This is a genomic window from Ruegeria sp. G2 (assembly GCF_056533505.1).
Genome location: NZ_JBQFON010000001.1, coordinates 1 through 17,082, shown reverse-complemented (window position 1 = coordinate 17,082; position 17,082 = coordinate 1). Strand labels below are relative to the sequence as shown.

At 56.2% G+C, this 17,082-nt stretch carries 14 protein-coding genes; 4 read left to right on the top strand and 10 right to left on the bottom strand.

Features of this window, described 5'->3' with window-relative positions:
- Positions 1 to 18: 18 nt before the first annotated feature.
- Together ACR0DU_RS00070 and ACR0DU_RS00065 are read right to left on the bottom strand one after the other, a co-directional pair.
- A complete protein-coding gene (locus ACR0DU_RS00070; RefSeq protein WP_480871782.1) occupies positions 19 to 777 on the bottom strand; it encodes a Hint domain-containing protein in 759 nt (252 codons plus the stop codon).
- 215 nt (positions 778 to 992) lie between these two features.
- On the bottom strand, positions 993 to 1,937 hold the full coding sequence (locus tag ACR0DU_RS00065) for a DMT family transporter (RefSeq protein WP_480871780.1): 945 nt from the start codon (positions 1,935 to 1,937) through the stop codon (positions 993 to 995).
- Between the two features lie 148 nt (positions 1,938 to 2,085).
- Between ACR0DU_RS00065 and ACR0DU_RS00060 the strand changes: the two genes are divergently transcribed.
- Positions 2,086 to 3,099 (top strand): hypothetical protein, encoded by a 1,014-nt coding sequence (locus ACR0DU_RS00060; RefSeq protein WP_480457769.1) that lies wholly within the window; start codon positions 2,086 to 2,088, stop codon positions 3,097 to 3,099.
- Positions 3,100 to 3,102: 3 nt separating this feature from the next.
- Here ACR0DU_RS00060 and upp read toward each other — a convergent pair whose 3' ends face one another.
- From upp to ACR0DU_RS00025, 7 genes are all read right to left on the bottom strand, one after another.
- Positions 3,103 to 3,735 (bottom strand): uracil phosphoribosyltransferase, encoded by a 633-nt coding sequence (gene upp, locus ACR0DU_RS00055; protein ID WP_010438870.1) that lies wholly within the window; start codon positions 3,733 to 3,735, stop codon positions 3,103 to 3,105.
- On the bottom strand, positions 3,732 to 4,718 hold the full coding sequence (locus ACR0DU_RS00050; RefSeq protein ID WP_480871778.1) for an adenosine deaminase: 987 nt from the start codon (positions 4,716 to 4,718) through the stop codon (positions 3,732 to 3,734). Before ACR0DU_RS00050 ends, upp begins: the two co-directional genes overlap by 4 nt.
- Positions 4,715 to 5,926 carry a phosphopentomutase gene (locus ACR0DU_RS00045; RefSeq protein WP_480871776.1) on the bottom strand — a complete coding sequence of 404 codons (1,212 nt, stop codon included), beginning with the start codon at positions 5,924 to 5,926 and terminating at the stop codon, positions 4,715 to 4,717. The genes ACR0DU_RS00050 and ACR0DU_RS00045 overlap by 4 nt, the downstream gene beginning before the upstream one ends.
- Positions 5,923 to 7,230, bottom strand: coding sequence for a thymidine phosphorylase (locus ACR0DU_RS00040; protein WP_010438864.1), 1,308 nt, complete (start codon positions 7,228 to 7,230; stop codon positions 5,923 to 5,925). Before ACR0DU_RS00040 ends, ACR0DU_RS00045 begins: the two co-directional genes overlap by 4 nt.
- 4 nt (positions 7,231 to 7,234) lie before the next feature.
- Entirely contained in the window at positions 7,235 to 7,627 is a 393-nt protein-coding gene (locus tag ACR0DU_RS00035; RefSeq protein ID WP_480871774.1) for a cytidine deaminase, read from the bottom strand.
- Positions 7,628 to 7,724: 97 nt separating this feature from the next.
- Positions 7,725 to 8,828, bottom strand: a complete 1,104-nt coding sequence (locus ACR0DU_RS00030; RefSeq protein ID WP_480871772.1) for a cupin domain-containing protein — start codon at positions 8,826 to 8,828, stop codon at positions 7,725 to 7,727.
- A complete protein-coding gene (locus tag ACR0DU_RS00025) occupies positions 8,791 to 9,495 on the bottom strand; it encodes a hypothetical protein (RefSeq protein WP_480871770.1) in 705 nt (234 codons plus the stop codon). The genes ACR0DU_RS00030 and ACR0DU_RS00025 overlap by 38 nt, the downstream gene beginning before the upstream one ends.
- A gap of 196 nt (positions 9,496 to 9,691) precedes the next feature.
- Between ACR0DU_RS00025 and ACR0DU_RS00020 the strand changes: the two genes are divergently transcribed.
- From ACR0DU_RS00020 to ACR0DU_RS00010, 3 genes are all read left to right on the top strand, one after another.
- The gene (locus tag ACR0DU_RS00020; protein WP_170779286.1) at positions 9,692 to 11,965 is read left to right on the top strand and encodes an NADP-dependent malic enzyme; all 2,274 of its coding nucleotides are present in this window, start codon (positions 9,692 to 9,694) and stop codon (positions 11,963 to 11,965) included.
- A 287-nt stretch (positions 11,966 to 12,252) separates the two neighbouring features.
- Positions 12,253 to 14,142: a propionate-CoA ligase PrpE gene (gene prpE / locus ACR0DU_RS00015; RefSeq protein WP_480871768.1), complete on the top strand. Its 1,890-nt coding sequence runs from the start codon at positions 12,253 to 12,255 to the stop codon at positions 14,140 to 14,142.
- 181 nt (positions 14,143 to 14,323) lie between these two features.
- Entirely contained in the window at positions 14,324 to 15,757 is a 1,434-nt protein-coding gene (locus ACR0DU_RS00010) for an amidase family protein (RefSeq protein ID WP_480871766.1), read from the top strand.
- A 280-nt stretch (positions 15,758 to 16,037) separates the two neighbouring features.
- Here the strand turns inward: ACR0DU_RS00010 and ACR0DU_RS00005 are convergent, their stop codons facing one another.
- The gene (locus ACR0DU_RS00005) at positions 16,038 to 16,799 is read right to left on the bottom strand and encodes an NAD kinase (RefSeq protein ID WP_170468759.1); all 762 of its coding nucleotides are present in this window, start codon (positions 16,797 to 16,799) and stop codon (positions 16,038 to 16,040) included.
- Between the last annotated feature and the right edge of the window lie 283 nt (positions 16,800 to 17,082).

Sequence of the window (17,082 nt, the reverse complement as noted above, 5' to 3'; positions counted from 1 at the left end):
TGCGCCAGCAGATTACGTTCAGATGCGCCAGTCCGATCGCAGAAACAAGATCGGGGCATTAGGCCGCCCTGGCCGCCCTGGCCGACGCATGCCCTTGGGGGGGCGAATAGGGAATATTGGTTCCTGCGGGACGGGCGCAGGCAGCGCACCCAATGGGTTTGCAAAAACCGATATGTCGCCTTTCATGGCCACCGCTTCGATCAACAGATCAGCATCTTCTTGGTCGGCAACTTCGTATGTGCAGACCGGTCCCATACCTCCCGCAGGACAGTAGGCTTGGAATCCCCCCTCGATAAAGACAATCTCATCCTGATCAAAATACAACGACGTCACATCGAAGCTTTGCGCCGGAGTATTTGATCTGAGATTGCCAACACCGCTTAGCATACGCGCAGGGACAATTGAGAGCCCCTCAATTCCCAGATCCAGTTTAGTCTGATCCAGCGCCATTCCCTGCTCTGGCATCAGCCAGACCGGCCGCCCATTATACGCGGCGCGAGCCGGGACAAGGACCGGCAGATACTCTGGCCTGCGTTCCCCCCCTGGAACCACGACGCTGTCGGCGCAGACACGGCGCAATTCTCTAAACCCGTGATCCAGCGTTCGCACCAGTTCGCCAGTAACCAGATTTTCAACCGGCTTCCAACCACTGGTTGTTGCAACCCTGGTCCCATGCAGCAATCCACCGCGGCGCACTGAAACGGCTGACTCTTGAACAGGTTGCGGGCCTTGACCCTCACGTTTCGAATACCCCGAAACACTCACTAACTCTAACACTTGCGCCCCCCTCTTGGCACTTCGACATAGTTCAGATTGACCATGCTTATGTGCCACGAGCTGACTAAGTTTTGCCACAATTGCGGCGAAATAAGGACCTTTTGGCCATATTTCACGTGACGTTCCGGAACAATATGGGCGGCGAAGATCGCTTTGCACGACACCTGGAAACTATAGGCGATGTGCAAGTAACTTTGCTTTATCTACACACGTCCTCAATTTGGCAGAGCTTTGGGCAGCTTTCCGGCAGCGCGCTTCTCTCTCCAAGCCAATAAAATTCCTGCAGTTGCGATCATGCCAATACCGACGACCTGCATTAATCCTACCGATTGTCCAAAGGCGATCCATGCAAAGAAGGGTCCGAATATCATGACCGAATACTCGAATACGGCGACGTAGGAAGGCTCTCCTAATTGGTAAGCTTTGATCAGCATGAAAACGGCGATCGTAGACCCAATCGCTTGCAGCACCACCCAAGGCAGGGCTTCATGTATCGGCCAGACCCAACCGCGCATGGCAAACCCCTCTGGGCCTTCAGGCACGTCAACCGGAAACACAGCCAGCCATATCAGACCAATCAACCCTGCTAATCCCAAGGTTACGACCATCGCGGCCAGCAGGGCGACGGTGCTTTCATCACGGCAATGCGTGCGGGTTACAACGGCGCTGAGAGCATAGAAAAAACCTCCAGCTACTGGGATCAACGTCTTAAGATCAAATGAATTGGGATCGGGCTGCAAAACACTGAGTATTCCGGCAAAGCCCAAAAGAACGGCCACGATTCGCCAGGGGCCGATATGCTGCTTCAGAAAAAGTGCGGAAATCAGCAGCACAAAAATCGGTGAGGTAAACAGCCCTGCCAACGCCTGCGCAATCGGCATCAGAGCCAGAGCTGTAAAATAAAAAAGCATCGCCATTGTTATCAATACGCTACGCACCGCGACGATGCCGTACCGGCGTGGTTTCAAACTGCCCAAGCCAAGCACCGAAAGAAGCGCAATCAGGGGTAACATCAACGTCGCGCGGCTTAGATGAAACTGCCATAGCCCAATGCTTTCGGCGACCCGGATCACAAAGTTATCGATGACGCCGATAATGGCCATCGAGGCGACCATCAGTAAAGAGGCCAGCATCGAATGGGATTGTTGTTGTGACTGCATTCCCGCCTCTGCGCTTGATTAGCCAGTGCTGGCCAGAAAACTACCCGCTACAATCAGCACATTTCACAAACCTGATGCAACAGGTTTGCGCCGCTGGTTTTTGCCATGCTAAGCTTAGTGCAAAATAATACTCGAGCAGCATTAACCGATGACCGCACTCAAACAGTACCAGCGGATCGAAGCCACCGGTTTGTGGCGCCCTTCGCCCGATGAACAGCGGCGTGAGGTTGTGGTTTCGATTGGCGAAGCCACTCTGACGATCTCGGATTTCAATGACAGCGCGCTCACGCATTGGTCTTTGGCTGCGTTAGAGCGTCAAAACCCGGGTGCGTATCCCGCCATCTATTGTCCCGACGGCGATCCTGGCGAAACGCTGGAGCTTGCAGAAACGGAAACCACGATGATCGAGGCCATCGATCGTCTGCAACGTGCTATCGACCGCGCCAGACCGCACCCCGGTCGTCTGCGCTGGCTCAGCGTTGCGGGGGTGGCGCTGGCCGTAGTGGCAGTTCTTTTGCTGTGGTTGCCCGGCGCTTTGCAGCGTCATGTCGTTTCAGTCGTGCCAGAGATCAAACAGCAAGAGATCGGAGATACGATCCTGCAGCGCATTGAAAGGGTATCAGGCAAGGCATGCAATTCACCCGAAGCGCAGGACTCATTGGACCGGCTTGCAAAACGAACTGGTGTTCGACAGATCGTGATTCTGCCCGCAGGTTTGTCCAACAGCCTAAGCCTGCCGGGGGGGACTGTATTGCTGAATCGCGCGCTGGTCGAAGATCATGAAGACCCCGCCGTTGCCGCGGGGTATGTTATCGCCGCGCGCGCTCGCGCGGCACAACAGGCACCGTTGGACGACCTGTTAGATCGTACCGGCCCAACAACCGCGTTTCGGCTGTTGACGACTGGCGAGTTGACCACTGAAATAGTCGATACCTACACCGAAGAAATCCTGGCTGAACCTCAACCACAAATTAGCGATGATGATCTGCTGGCAGTGTTCGCTCAGGCCGCCCTTCCCTCAACACCGTACGCTTATGCTGTTGACATCACAGGCGAGTCCGTTCTCGGGTTGATCGAGGCGGACCCCATGGCAGGTCGAACTTTGGAACAGGTATTGCCGGACCGCGATTGGGTCCGGCTGCAGAATATCTGCGGGCAATAGCGCCTATTTGGTGCCGAACATCCGATCCCCGGCATCGCCCAGGCCCGGCATGATGTAGCCCTTGGAGTTCAACTCACGATCCAGCGCCGCAGTCACTATTTTGACATCCGGATGCGCCTCTTTCATGCGAGCCACGCCTTCGGGTGCAGCCAGAAGACAAAGGAAACGGATATCTGCGGCCCCCTGCTCTTTCAGCAGATCGATCGCTGCGGCCGAGCTGTTGCCAGTTGCCAGCATCGGATCAACAGCAATGACCAGACGGTCCTTCAGCCCTTCGGGCGCTTTGAAATAATACTGTACAGGTTTAAGCGTCTCTTCATCGCGATAGAGACCCACAAAGCCGACCCGCGCCGAGGGGATCAGCTCCAACACCCCGTCCAGCATCCCGTTTCCGGCCCTCAGGATCGAAACCAACGCAAGCTTCTTGCCCGCCAATATGGGTGCGTCCATCTCTTCCATCGGGGTTTCGATGTGGCGCGTCGTCAGCGACATCTCGCGGGTGACCTCATAGGCCAACAGCAACGTGATCTCGCGCAACAACTGCCGGAACACGGCGGTCGAGGTGCCCTTGTCCCGCATGAGCGTCAGTTTATGCTGCACCAGCGGGTGGTCGACGACGGTCAGGTGATCGCTCATGATGTCTCCAGTCTTCTCTTGACCCGCGCGCGGGTCTCTTCATCACAAAAGGCCGCATTAAGGGCCGTTACATTAAGGGCGGCAAAATCTTCGGCTTGCCAGCCGAATGCTGCACCCAACATCTCATATTCGCGCCGCATCGTGGTATGGAAAAACGGTGGATCGTCAGTAGACACGGTCACTTTGACACCTGCATCGCGCAGTTTCGCAATGGGATGCGCCGCGAAATCGGGGAATAGGCCAAGAACCACGTTCGAGCCCGGACACACTTCCAACGTGATATCTCGGTCGATCAGTTCATGCACAAGGTCCGGGTCTTCGATGGCACGGACACCATGGCCCACACGCTCGACCCCCAAATCGCGAATTGCGTCCCGCACACTATCGGGACCCCCAAATTCACCGGCATGTGTGGTCAACTGCAGCCCTGCCTCGCGCGCGCACTCAAAGGACCATTTGAAATCACCCTGCGTTCCGACGGATTCATTGCCGCCCATGCCAAATCCGGTGATCCAGTTCCCAGCAGTTTCGGCCGCACAATGTGCACTGCGCTTGGCTTGCTCGGGTCCGAAATGGCGCACACAGGTCACGACACCGCGCAGCGTAACCCCGAATTTGCGCTCGGCCTCATCAGCGGCATCCTGGATCGCGGTCAAATAGTCCTTCCATGCATGCAAATCTCCTCCGCCGCAAAAATCGGGGCTAAGGAAAGTTTCAGAATACACCACCCCGTTGGCTGCGCTCTCTTCGAGAATGGCCAACGTCAATCGGCGAAAATCCTCTGGCGATTTCAGAACCTCGCAGGCAGCCTCGTAGACACTGAGGAAATGTGCAAAGTCGCGAAAATCATACGAGCCATCGGGTTTGAAAATCCCGCTTAGATCCACGCGCTTTTCATGGGCCAACTGGCGAATAAAGGCGGGGGGCGCTGCACCTTCGTGATGCAGGTGAAGTTCGATCTTGGGTTGGTCAGCCGCTGTCATAGAAAACTCCGCCCCGGTCCTTGCGCCGGGATATTCAGGTGATGCGCGATACTGGCAGCGACATCGGCAAAGTTGATCCGGCCGATTTCACCTGTGCCATGTCCGGCAATCAATACCGGCACTTGTTCGCGCGTGTGATCGGTTCCGATCCAGCTGGGATCATTGCCATGATCGGCGGTTAGCAGCATCAGGTCGTCGGGGAGCAATTTTTGAAGGATGGCACCCAACTCGCGGTCAAACCACTCCAACGCGCGGGCATAGCCGCTGATATCCCTACGGTGGCCATAGATGCTGTCGAACTCGACGAAGTTGGCAAATGTCAGGCTGCCGTCTTCGGCCTCATCCACCAGATCAGAAAGGTGGGCCATCAGTTCGGCATCCGAACCTTTGCGCAACGAGTCGATCCCCTGCATCGAGAAGATGTCGCCGATCTTGCCAACTGCATACACGTGCCGACCCGCGTCCTGCGCCCAGTTTGTCAGCACCGGGCTTGGGGGTACGATGGCAAAATCCTTGCGGTTGGTGGTGCGGGTAAATCCAGTTTCCGGTGTTCCGGTGAATGGCCGAGCTATCACACGGCCAACTTTCATTTCGTGAAGCTGCGGCGCAAGCACCTTGCACAGATCCAGCAAACGGTCGAGGCCAAAGCTCTCCTCATGTGCGGCAATCTGGAACACACTGTCGGCAGATGTATAGCAGATCGGCCAGCCGGTTCGCATATGCTCAGCCCCCAATTCAGCGATGATCGCCGTGCCAGAAGCGTGGCAATCGCCCAGAATGCCAACGGTACCTGCAGCCTGCGCCGCTGCCCGGCTCAGCTCGGCGGGAAAGGCAGGTGTCGTATCCGGGAAATAGTGCCAGTCCCACGGCACCGGAACGCCTGCCAATTCCCAATGGCCAGAGGGCGTGTCCTTGCCCGGTGAATACTCTCGCGCGCATCCCCAGAGACCTGTTGGTTTGGCTTCTAACCCCGGCGTGACATCATTTGAGGCCAGTCGCGTTGCAGCGCCCAGTCCCAGAGCGTCGAGATTTGGCAAATGCAATGGGCCGGAGCGTCCTTCTTCTGCGCGCCCTTCGGCACAGGCCTGCGCAATATGAGCCACCGTGTTTGCACCCGTATCGGGCGTGGTGCCGTTGTAGAACTGATTGGCATCTGGCGCGCCGCCGATACCAACCGAATCCATAACAACAAGGAAAGCGCGGCTCACGCGCTGATCCTTTCGTGTATATGCGGAGGTTGTTCTACTGGCGCATCGCCAAGCGCTACGGCATTCAATACCGCCTCGGACGCAAGTCGCGCTGCATCTTCTCGGGCTGCGTGGACCACGGCCAATGGCGCGCCCTTCTGAACGTGCTGACCCAACCGCAAGATATCCGACAATCCAACCGCCGGGTCGATCTCATCACTCTCAACCTGGCGTCCACCACCCAGGGCAACCACCGCCAGTCCTAGTGCCTCACCATCTATCGCAGAGATGTAGCCATCGCGGGGCGCAGGCACCTCTTGGATCACGTTTGCTTCGGGCAGGAATCGCGCCCAGGTATCGACGAAGTGCACAGGTCCTCCGACAGCGGCCATCATGCGGCCAAACCGTTCGGCGGCGCGCCCGTCACGTATTACTTCTGCGATCCGCGCCCGGCCTTCTTCCGCCGATGCGCACATGCCCGCATCTGCCATCAACACGCCACCCAGTTCAGCAGATATTTCGGCCAAAGGTGAGGATTGACCACTGGTCATGACTTTCATCACTTCGGCAACTTCCAGCGCGTTGCCAAGTGCTGGCGCAAGCGGTTGATTCATGTCGGTGATCACCGCTGAGGTCCGGCACCCAGCGGTATTTGCAGTTTCGGTCAGCGCCCGAGCAAGCTTGCGCGCCTCATCCAACGTCTTCATGAACGCCCCGCTGCCCACCTTGACGTCCAGCACCAGCGCATCCGGGCTGGCGGCCAGCTTCTTTGACAGGATCGACGCAGTGATCAGATCAAGGCTTTCCACCGTCGCCGTCACATCGCGGATCGCGTACAGCCGTTTATCCGCCGGTGCGATCTGCCCCGTAGCGCCGACAATCGCAGCGCCGGTCTCATTCAGTATCTGCGCCAGCCTTGTCTGGCCGATCTGTGTTGTCACGCCGGGGATCGCTTCGAGTTTGTCCAAAGTGCCGCCGGTGTGGCCCAGCCCCCTGCCCGAGATCATTGGTACATAGGCCCCGCATTCGGCTAGGGCCGGTGCGAGAACCAGGCTGACGCAATCCCCGACTCCACCAGTCGAGTGTTTGTCGATCACCGGGCCATCAACATCCCAGTTCAGCACCTCACCGCTGTCACGCATGGCAACCGTCAAATCAGCCCTGCCCTGAGCCCCCAGCCCACCCATGCAGACCGCCATGGCAAAGGCTCCCGCCTGCGCGTCACTTACGCCACCATCAGCCAACCCCTGTGCGAACCAATGCAATTCGGCTGATGTCGGTATCTCGTTACGGCGAAGCTTGGCGATAATCGAACGCGCATCCATCTGATCAAGTGTCCCTCATATGCGCAGCACCAAATGCACCCGGCAACAGATCAGCTATTGTGGTTTTGGTTTCAAGACCATCGGCAGTCGCCATAGTGACCACCACATCGCCTTTTCCGAATTCAGCCAGTTTCTGACGGCAGCCGCCGCAGGGTGGCACCGGATGCGGACTGCTGGCAACCACGTAAACTTCAGTCAGTTCTTTGTCGCCTGCGGCGATCATCGCGGCAATCGCCCCGGCCTCGGCACAGGTGCCTTCCGGGTAGGCTACGTTTTCGACATTGCAGCCGGTGTAAACCGCTCCAGAACTTGTCCGGATCGCCGCCCCGACCTTGAAATTCGAATAAGGCGCGTGCGCATTTTCACGAACAGCCAAAGCAGCATCTTTCAAAGACATGACGATTCCCAATTTTTGATCACTTGGTCAGAATGTCATACCCTAAATGAAAGCGCCGGGGAATTTGAAGCCCCCGAGCGCGGATAATCACAAGCATTTAGCCCAAGGTCGTGTTGAATGTGCCGGGCAGCGTTACTTCCAACAATTCGACATCGTCAGTTGGATCAGACAAACGAGTTCTCATGCCAGGTGGAATGACGAAGGCGTCGCCCTGTTCCAGCCGATAGGGTTCGCGCCCCTCACCCTCAAGTGTGACCTCGCCATCCATCACAAAGGTAAAGTGGATATCAGTATCGTGGCTGGCCCACTCTGGCTGACCTTGCCCGCGACGGAAGACCTGCACACCCGCGACACCCTTGGTGTTTTCGGCAATGGTTGTGTCGCGACAGACATATCCGGGCAGACGGAAAGGTATCCACACCGCGTCTTTGGCCTGATTATAAACAAACCGTTGGCCCTGCCATTCCCGGTCCGGTCGGAAGTGTGGTGTTGGCAGGTCCATCTCGTGGTCGATCTCGGTCACATGTTCAGCCGGTACACCAATCTCGATCACCTGCACGTTGTCCGATGCCTCAAGCACTCGGTGACGGATTTCGGGCGGTTGAATAAAGCAATCACCCGCTGTCAGGCGCATTTTCTCACCCTGATCCTCGTAAACCACATCCACCCAACCGTGGATGCAGAAGATAAGCTGAAACCCGACCTTGTGAAAATGCACCATGTCCGGCACCGGGCCGCCATCGGGAATGCGGATATGACTGGCGATGATCGAACCGCCCAACCTGTCAGGCACCAGATCGCGATAATGCATCCCTGCCCGCCCGATGATCCAAGGCGCCTGATCTTTGAGGCGGCGAACAACAAATGAATGAACCGTTTCCGGCATAACCAGCGGTGGATCCAGTTCCTCTATTTCGATCCGGGTGCCATTTGGTGCGACAAGACTGCGCTGGCCGTCAGCGAACCTGTCGGGGTCAGACGTCAAAATGCGCAAGGTCCCAGGAGACCCGGATGCGTCTTTCTCGATCCGCAAACGTAAACCATGTCCGGAAAACACAGCGGTATTTGGATCGTCGGCTGGATAGATCATGTCCATCCGCATCCCCAGCACCTTGGTATAGAACGGAATATCGTTGCGGAGTTCCTGCGTCGGCAGGCGGATTTCAGCGCGCGTCTGGAAGTCTTTCGGATCGCTTGTCATTCTGTATCTCTTCGGATCTGATTTTTGGCCATCCGATCAGAACAGCGGCCAAAATGCCAATTGAAAAGTACATTTCAAGCGTTTCTTCCAGCACGAACAGGCGTGTAGCCATCGTGACCGAAAGGCCTTCCGAGAAAAATCCACTGACTTCTTCGAGTATCTGCGCCAGTACCGCAACACTTCCGGCTAGGACAAATACCGTCAGAAATGGTGCGCGGATCTTAAGTGCCCGTACTCCGTTTGGTATCCCGTGCCAAAGCAAACCACCAATGACAATCACGCCCAAAGCGATCCGGACTGTGGTCGCATCAAGCAGTAAATCCAGCCATTCTAGCACGACGAAAAGTACGCTGCCTTCGGTGTAGGCCTCTGCTTCCAGCTCGCGCTCGGCCAACAGTAGGCATATAAGTGCAATATATAAGCGCGAGAGGCCTGGAAAACGCACCAGCGCGACCAGCCCGGCAGTCAGCAACGCAGTGGCTGAAATTGTCTCGATCAAGCCGCCCTCTTGGTTGAATGCTGCGGCCTGCAAAGGCCAGATCATGGCCACGCAAAGCAGAACGACAGCCAAAGCAAGCGAACCAACCAAGGCACCCCCTTTGGTGCCAAGCCTGTCAAAAGCGGTGGCCATTTGCGCGTCAGCACAAGCTTTGTTTTTATTGCGCATGATCAGATCCGTCGCTTCTGAGGCCCGTTAGATAGTCGGGAATCGACTGTACATAGAAGCAAAGCATCAAATCTCAACCAGCGACCCCTTAACGTATCCGTGAGACCTTATTTCGACAGCAATCCGAGGCGACATAGCCAAGCGTTGAGAAATGGTTTAACCATCAAACGAATATTGGAACGGAGTTGAATTGCCGATGTCTGACACACCGAACCTGCGACAGGCTGCGCTTGAATATCATGCCCATCCAAAGCCCGGAAAGCTTGAGATCAAGGCCACGAAGCCGATGGCAAACGGCCGGGACCTTGCACGCGCTTATTCGCCAGGAGTGGCCGAAGCCAGCCTCGAGATCAAAAGCGACGCAGCCAATGCCGAAAAATATACCGCGCGCGGCAATCTGGTGGCTGTTGTTTCGAACGGCACTGCGGTTCTGGGGCTCGGCGACATAGGTGCTCTGGCATCAAAGCCAGTGATGGAAGGCAAGGCGGTCCTATTCAAAAAATTCGCTGGCATCGACTGTTTTGACATCGAGGTGGATCAGCCTGACCCCGAAAAACTGGCGGATATCGTCTGCGCGTTGGAACCGACTTTTGGCGCGATCAACCTTGAAGACATCAAGGCACCGGATTGTTTCATTGTTGAAAAACTGTGCCGAGAGCGGATGAATATCCCCGTCTTTCACGACGACCAGCACGGCACCGCGATCGTTGTTGGGGCCGCTGCCAAGAACGCCCTGCATGTGGCAGGCAAGAAGTTTGAGGATATCAAAGTTGTCTCAACCGGTGGTGGCGCCGCAGGGATCGCCTGCCTCAGCATGTTGGTGAAGCTTGGGGTCAAACGCGAGAATATCTGGCTGTGCGACATTCACGGTCTGGTCTATGAGGGCCGCGCCGAGGATATGAACCCGCACAAGGACCAGTTTGCCCAAAAAACCGATCTGCGCACTCTGGATGATGTGATCCCGGATGCCGATCTGTTCCTGGGGCTGAGTGGACCGAACGTGTTGAAGCCCGAGATGGTTGAAAAGATGGCTAAAACCCCGATCATCTTTGCATTGGCCAACCCAACTCCGGAAATCCTGCCACAAGCGGCACGCGAAGTTGCGCCAGATGCGATCATTGCAACCGGCCGCAGCGATTTCCCGAACCAGGTGAACAATGTCTTGTGTTTCCCGTTCATCTTCCGGGGTGCCCTGGATGTTGGTGCGACTGAAATCAATGACGAGATGCAAATCGCCTGCGTCGACGGAATTGCCGACATGGCCCGTGCGACAACCAGCGCTGAAGCTGCGGCAGCCTACAAGGGTGAGCAGTTGACCTTTGGGCCGGATTATCTGATTCCCAAACCTTTCGACCCGCGCCTCGTCGGAGTCGTTTCGTCATCTGTTGCGCAAGCAGCCATGAAAAGTGGGGTCGCAAAACGGCCCATTGATGACCTCGAGGCCTATAAAGAACGGCTGAATCAGACTGTGTTCAAATCGGCTCTTCTGATGCGGCCAGTATTTGAAGCCGCTGCAGTTGCTTCCCGGCGGATCGTTTTTGCAGAAGGCGAGGACGAGCGGGTATTGCGTGCAGCACAGGCTATTTTGGAAGAAACCACAGAAACCCCGATCCTGATTGGTCGCCCGGACGTAATCGACGCACGATGCGAACGACTGGGGCTGACAGTTCGTCCGGGGCAGGATTTCCAGATTGTGAACCCGCAGGACGATCCGCGCTACTACGACTACTGGAACTCATATCACCAGATCATGCAGCGGCGGGGGGTCACTCCGGACCTCGCAAAAGCCATCATGCGCACCAACAATACTGCAATTGCGGCGATCATGGTGCATCGCGGCGAGGCTGACAGCATGATCTGCGGTACATTCGGCGAATACCGCTGGCATCTCAATTATGTTGAGCAAGTTCTGGATGATGGCGATTTACGCCCGCACGGCGCGCTTTCACTTATGATTCTGGAAGACGGCCCCCTATTCATCGCCGACACGCATGTACGGCAACTGCCCACCCCCGAGGAACTCGCCGAAACAACCATCGGCGCAGCCCGTCACGTGCGGCGGTTCGGACTGGAGCCGAAGATTGCATTCTGTTCGCAATCGCAGTTCGGCAATCAGGCAGAGGGATCGGGCAAGCGCCTTCGGGCGGGCCTTGAGATCCTCGATTCTGAGCCGCGCGATTTCAGCTATGAGGGCGAGATGAACTTGGACCTGGCCCTTGATCCTGAATTGCGTGCACGTATTTTCCCGAACTCGCGTATGGATGGCGCTGCGAATGTCCTGATTTTCGCACACGCGGATGCAGCAAGCGGGGTGCGTAATATCCTCAAGATGAAAGCGGACGGATTAGAGGTGGGGCCGATCTTGATGGGGATGGGAAACAAAGCCCATATCGTAACGCCATCAATCACTGCCCGGGGGCTGTTGAACATGGCGGCCATCGCCGGAACGCCAGTGGCTCATTACGGGTAATCTGGGCGCGGCGGTATGAGGATACTCACGACCGGGCTCCGGACCAGTTGCCCAAGTTGATTCTATTGGCACTGTCGCTTTTGCAGCGGCGAGTTAGCAGATTTGCAAAACCTTAGATGGATCAACTAGAAGGTCATAAATATCAGAGAATTTGCAAAACTTTGCAGTCCAATCTGAAAGGTTCTGCAAAGATTTTGCGATAAACTGACGCGCCGCATTCCGCGTCGCTTGCCCGAGGCACCCTCGGCGCCTAACACAAAACGCGAGGAATTTGGGAGGAGGCCATCATGGCATATCAGGACGTCTACGAGAGCTGGAAGAACGACCCCGAAGCATTCTGGATGGATGCGGCAAAAGGGATCGACTGGGTTCAAGAGCCCAGCAAAGCTCTGTTCGACGACAATGCGCCTCTCTATGAATGGTTCAGCGATGCCAAGGTAAATACGTGCTGGAACGCAGTCGACCGGCATGTGGAAAACGGTCGTGGCGAGCAGACCGCGATCATCTATGACAGTCCCATCACACATACCAAACGCGAAATCTCCTACGTCGAGCTGCGCAACAGGGTCGCCAATCTGGCCGGTGCGCTCCGCGCGAAAGGAGTTGAGAAAGGGGACCGGGTCATCATCTATATGCCGATGATCCCCGAAGCGTTGGAGGCCATGCTGGCCTGCGCCCGCCTTGGTGCAGTGCACTCGGTGGTGTTTGGCGGCTTTGCCAGCAACGAACTCGCGGTGCGCATTGATGATGCGAAACCCAAGGCGATCATCGCCGCCTCATGCGGGATGGAACCGGGTCGTGTCGTGCACTACAAACCGCTGTTGGATGGCGCGATCGATCTTGCCAGCCACAAACCCGAGCTCTGCGTAATCTTCCAACGTGAACAGGAGGTTGCACAACTTATCGAAGGGCGCGATGTCAATTGGCATGGGTTCCAATACGGAACTGAACCTGCAGAATGCGTGCCTGTAAACGGCAACGATCCGGCGTATATTCTGTATACCTCGGGCACCACCGGAGCTCCAAAGGGTGTCGTGCGCCCGACCGCTGGCCATCTGGTCGCGCTGAATTGGACGATGAAGAACATCTACAATGTCGACCCAGGTGACGTATTCTGGGCAGCGTCAGATGTGGGCTGGGTCGTGGGGCATTCCTATATCTGCTACGCTCCGCTGATCCATGGCAATACGACGATTGTGTTCGAAGGCAAACCCGTTGGCACGCCAGACGCTGGCACCTTCTGGCGCGTGATCTCCGAACATAAGGTCAAAAGTTTTTTCACGGCCCCGACAGCCATTCGCGCCGTCAAACGCGAAGACCCCAATGGGGAGTTGATGTCGAAATACGACCTCTCGCAACTGAAGGCGCTATTTCTTGCGGGTGAGAGGGCCGACCCGGACACCATCATCTGGGCGCAGGATGCGTTGAATGTCCCGGTCATCGATCATTGGTGGCAAACCGAAACCGGATGGACAATCGCGGGTAATCCACTTGGTATCGAGGAACTTCCGATCAAATTGGGTTCACCTGCCAAGCCCATGCCAGGCTATGACGTTCAAATTCTGGACGAAGGTGGCCATCCCATGAAACCAGGTGAATTGGGAGCTATCGCGGTCAAGCTGCCATTGCCCCCAGGTACGCTGCCGACCCTCTGGAACGCCGAGGCGCGGTTCAAGAAGTCGTATCTGGAGCATTTCCCAGGCTACTACGAGACCGGTGACGCAGGCATGATCGACGAAGACGGTTATCTTTATATCATGGCGCGCACCGATGATGTCATCAACGTTGCTGGCCACCGTTTGTCGACTGGCGGGATGGAAGAGGTGCTGGCTGCGCACCCCGATGTGGCAGAATGTGCCGTGATTGGCGTGTCGGACCAACTAAAAGGGCAAATGCCGGTTGGATTCTTGTGCCTCAATGCCGGATCTGAACGGAACCACCAGGATGTGGTGGCGGATGTGGTCAAGATGGTCCGGGACAAAATCGGGCCTGTCGCTGCGTTTAAGAATGCGGTGGTGGTAGATCGCCTACCCAAGACGCGATCGGGCAAGATCCTGCGAGGCACGATGGTGTCGATTGCGGATGGCAATGAATACAAGATGCCTGCCACCATCGATGATCCAGTCATTCTGGACGAGATCAAATCGGCCCTGCAAACCATCGGTTACGCGCAGTAACTTTGCAATGGAACCCAACAGTGCACCAAAATGGCGCACTTGATTTGTGCTGAAGCGCGAATGCGAGACTCTGCCTCGCGCTCCGGGATATTTTCGGCCAGATGAAGGGCGGATCCGTTTTGTCTTACTGGGGCTTGTCATTGGTCACGCCTCCCCGCAGGTTGAAGTGAGGAGGACGAGCATGACAAACGGCGAGATTTGGCGTCTGAGTGCGACCGAACTGACTGTTCTAACAAAAAAGGGCGATCTGAGCGCGGAGGAAGTCGTCAAGGATGCATTGGCGCGTATGCACCAAGTGAACCCCGAGTTGAATGCAGTTGTGGAAGATCTTGGTGCGGAGGCGATGGAGCGTGCATCCGCTCTTGACCGTTCCCGTCGTGATGGTGCTTTGGCTGGTCCCCTGCATGGTGTTCCGGTTACGATCAAGGTGAATGTGGACCAGAAAGATCATGCAACCACCAATGGCGTGGTGGCCCTGAAGGATGTCATTGCACCAGATGATGCTCCTGTGGTCTCAAACTTGCATAAAGCAGGTGCGATTGTCATCGGGCGGACCAATACCCCCGAATTTTCATTCCGTGCTGATACGGACAACTCGCTTCATGGGCGCACCCATAATCCTTGGGGCCGCCATATCTCACCCGGCGGATCATCCGGTGGTGCCGGTGCGGCCGTTATGGCGGGAATAGGCGCGCTGGGTCATGGCAACGATATCGGTGGTAGCCTGCGTTTTCCCGCCGCAGCCAATGGTGCTGTCACCGTGAAACCGGGGCTTGGCCGCGTGCCCGCGTGGAACCCAAGCCAAAAGGCCGAGCGGGGAATGCTGGCGCAGTCGATGTCGGTTCAGGGGGTGATTACCCGAACGGCCGCAGATTTACACCTGTCTATGCCGAGCCTGATTGAACCAGACCTTCGGGATCCCTTTCACGTACACCTGCCCTGGCGCGGCAATATGCAAGACGGACCGATTAAGGTCGCCTTCACAAAAAACACGTTCGGCTACGCATTGCATCCAGAAGTAGACAAGGCGCTGGATACGGCACGGGACGCCTTAATCGATGCCGGATATCTGGTTGAAGAGATTGATCCGCCAGATGTGTTCGAATGCGGCCGGTTGGGCTACCGCGCGCTGATGGGCGAGGTGCTGACCCTGATGAAAGGTGATATCGAAGCTGCCGGATCGCAAACCATCCGCGATATTTTTGAAGTTTATTTCCAAGAGTTTCCCCCGATTGTCGGAGACGATCTGATTCAGGCCCTTGCGCAGCGCAGCCACCATGCGCGCGAATGGTCATTGTTCCTGCAGGATTATCCGTTAGTCCTGTCTCCATTTCTGCCGCAGCCATTTTTCAAGCCTGATCGAGACACCGAAGGCGCGGAGGGTGTTCATGAGGTGCTGGGCTGTGCAGTATATTCTTATGCGATGAACTTTCTGGGGTTGCCCGCTGCCAGCGTTCCCGCACGCCTTGCGGAATTGCCGAATGGCCCCCAACCGATCAACATTCAGATCGCTGCCCAGCGCTGGCGCGAAGATATGGCCGTAGATGCCGCAGCCGCCATCGAAGAGCGCGTCGGGCAGATGGCCCCGATTTTATGGGAGCAAATGAGCAATTAGGTCCAACTTGTGCCTATGTAGCAGCTTGCTACAAAAAATTGACCCCGGGGTTTTGTGCCCGGGGTCCGCATAATAAAATATGCCCGGATTTCAGAAGACGAGCGTAGCACCACCCACCCTCGCCAGCGCAAAAACTGCGCAATATTCGAAAACACCGTCAGATGGCCACTCACTTCCACCTTGGCGTGTTCTCCGGGCAAGTTGAAGTTAACAAACCATTATCGGTGTGCATGTGAACTGGTTCACACAAACGACAGGAAATTTATCAATTCGCTCACATTTATGTGAACTGCTCGGAAATCAGTCGCTCCTCCAATCCATGCCCCGGATCAAAAAGTATCCGGTGTTGGATGCTTGTTTCAGACCTAATTTCGACCCAGTCGATATCTGGAAAAGAGATTGAATCAGCCGCAACGATGACCGGGCGCTTGTCAGCATCGATCACGTCGAACCTGACTTTTGCCATTTTCGGCAGCAAAGCACCGCGCCACCTTCGCGGGCGAAATGCCGCGATGGGTGTCAGCGCCAACACGTCTGCGCCAATCGGAACAATAGGTCCATGCGCAGAGTAGTTATAAGCCGTTGAACCCGCAGGCGTGGCGAGTAATGCGCCATCACACACAAGCTCGGCCATGCGAACACGCCCATCCACACTAATCCTGAGTTGCGCTGCTTGCGGTCCTGCACGCAACAGCGACACCTCGTTGATCGCCAGCGCTTCGTGTTTTTGGCCAGACTGATCCATTGCGGTCATTGCCAATGGGTTGACGACCTCTTCCTCTGCCTCGGCAAGCCGAGCCATCAGATCGGTCTCGGCATATTCGTTCATCAGAAACCCGATGGTCCCGCGGTTCATGCCGTAGACTGGTGTATTCAGATGCTGGATACCCTGCAGCGTTTGCAGCATGAAGCCATCCCCACCCAGCGCGACAACCACATCCGCATCCCTGGGTGCCGCATTTCCATAACACGCCACAAGAGAGTCTCGGGCAGTTTGCGCCACTTTGGCATCGCTGGCCAGAAAGGCGATTCTCTTGGTCATGTTTTATGGTTTCCAGTGCTGCACATTTGGTTCCGAAACAAACATACCTTTCCGCAATAGGCCAGACTTGACGCCATAGCGGGCCAATTCGTCGCTTTACAGCCTTTCTGAATTCTACCGTTTCCGATAGGAAATCCGCCAGATAAACCCCAGCCCTGTGGAGCCATTATGAACGCCAATCTTCGTGATACCGGTTTCTTCACCCAATCCCTTGCCGATCGTGACCCCGAGCTATTTGGCTCGATCACATCCGAGTTGGGCCGCCAGCGCGATGAAATCGAGC

Excerpts from the sequence above, each read along its gene's own strand:
- ACR0DU_RS00010 (WP_480871766.1), top strand. The coding sequence starts at position 14,324 with ATGACAAACGGCGAGATTTGGCGTCTGAGTGCGACCGAACTGACTGTT.
- ACR0DU_RS00065 (WP_480871780.1), bottom strand. The coding sequence starts at position 1,937 with ATGCAGTCACAACAACAATCCCATTCGATGCTGGCCTCTTTACTGATG.
- ACR0DU_RS00030 (WP_480871772.1), bottom strand. The coding sequence starts at position 8,828 with ATGACAAGCGATCCGAAAGACTTCCAGACGCGCGCTGAAATCCGCCTG.
- upp (WP_010438870.1), bottom strand. The coding sequence starts at position 3,735 with ATGAGCGATCACCTGACCGTCGTCGACCACCCGCTGGTGCAGCATAAA.
- prpE (WP_480871768.1), top strand. The coding sequence starts at position 12,253 with ATGGCATATCAGGACGTCTACGAGAGCTGGAAGAACGACCCCGAAGCA.
- ACR0DU_RS00060 (WP_480457769.1), top strand. The coding sequence starts at position 2,086 with ATGACCGCACTCAAACAGTACCAGCGGATCGAAGCCACCGGTTTGTGG.
- ACR0DU_RS00020 (WP_170779286.1), top strand. The coding sequence starts at position 9,692 with ATGTCTGACACACCGAACCTGCGACAGGCTGCGCTTGAATATCATGCC.
- ACR0DU_RS00050 (WP_480871778.1), bottom strand. The coding sequence starts at position 4,718 with ATGACAGCGGCTGACCAACCCAAGATCGAACTTCACCTGCATCACGAA.
- ACR0DU_RS00005 (WP_170468759.1), bottom strand. The coding sequence starts at position 16,799 with ATGACCAAGAGAATCGCCTTTCTGGCCAGCGATGCCAAAGTGGCGCAA.
- ACR0DU_RS00035 (WP_480871774.1), bottom strand. The coding sequence starts at position 7,627 with ATGTCTTTGAAAGATGCTGCTTTGGCTGTTCGTGAAAATGCGCACGCG.
- ACR0DU_RS00040 (WP_010438864.1), bottom strand. The coding sequence starts at position 7,230 with ATGGATGCGCGTTCGATTATCGCCAAGCTTCGCCGTAACGAGATACCG.
- ACR0DU_RS00025 (WP_480871770.1), bottom strand. The coding sequence starts at position 9,495 with ATGCGCAATAAAAACAAAGCTTGTGCTGACGCGCAAATGGCCACCGCT.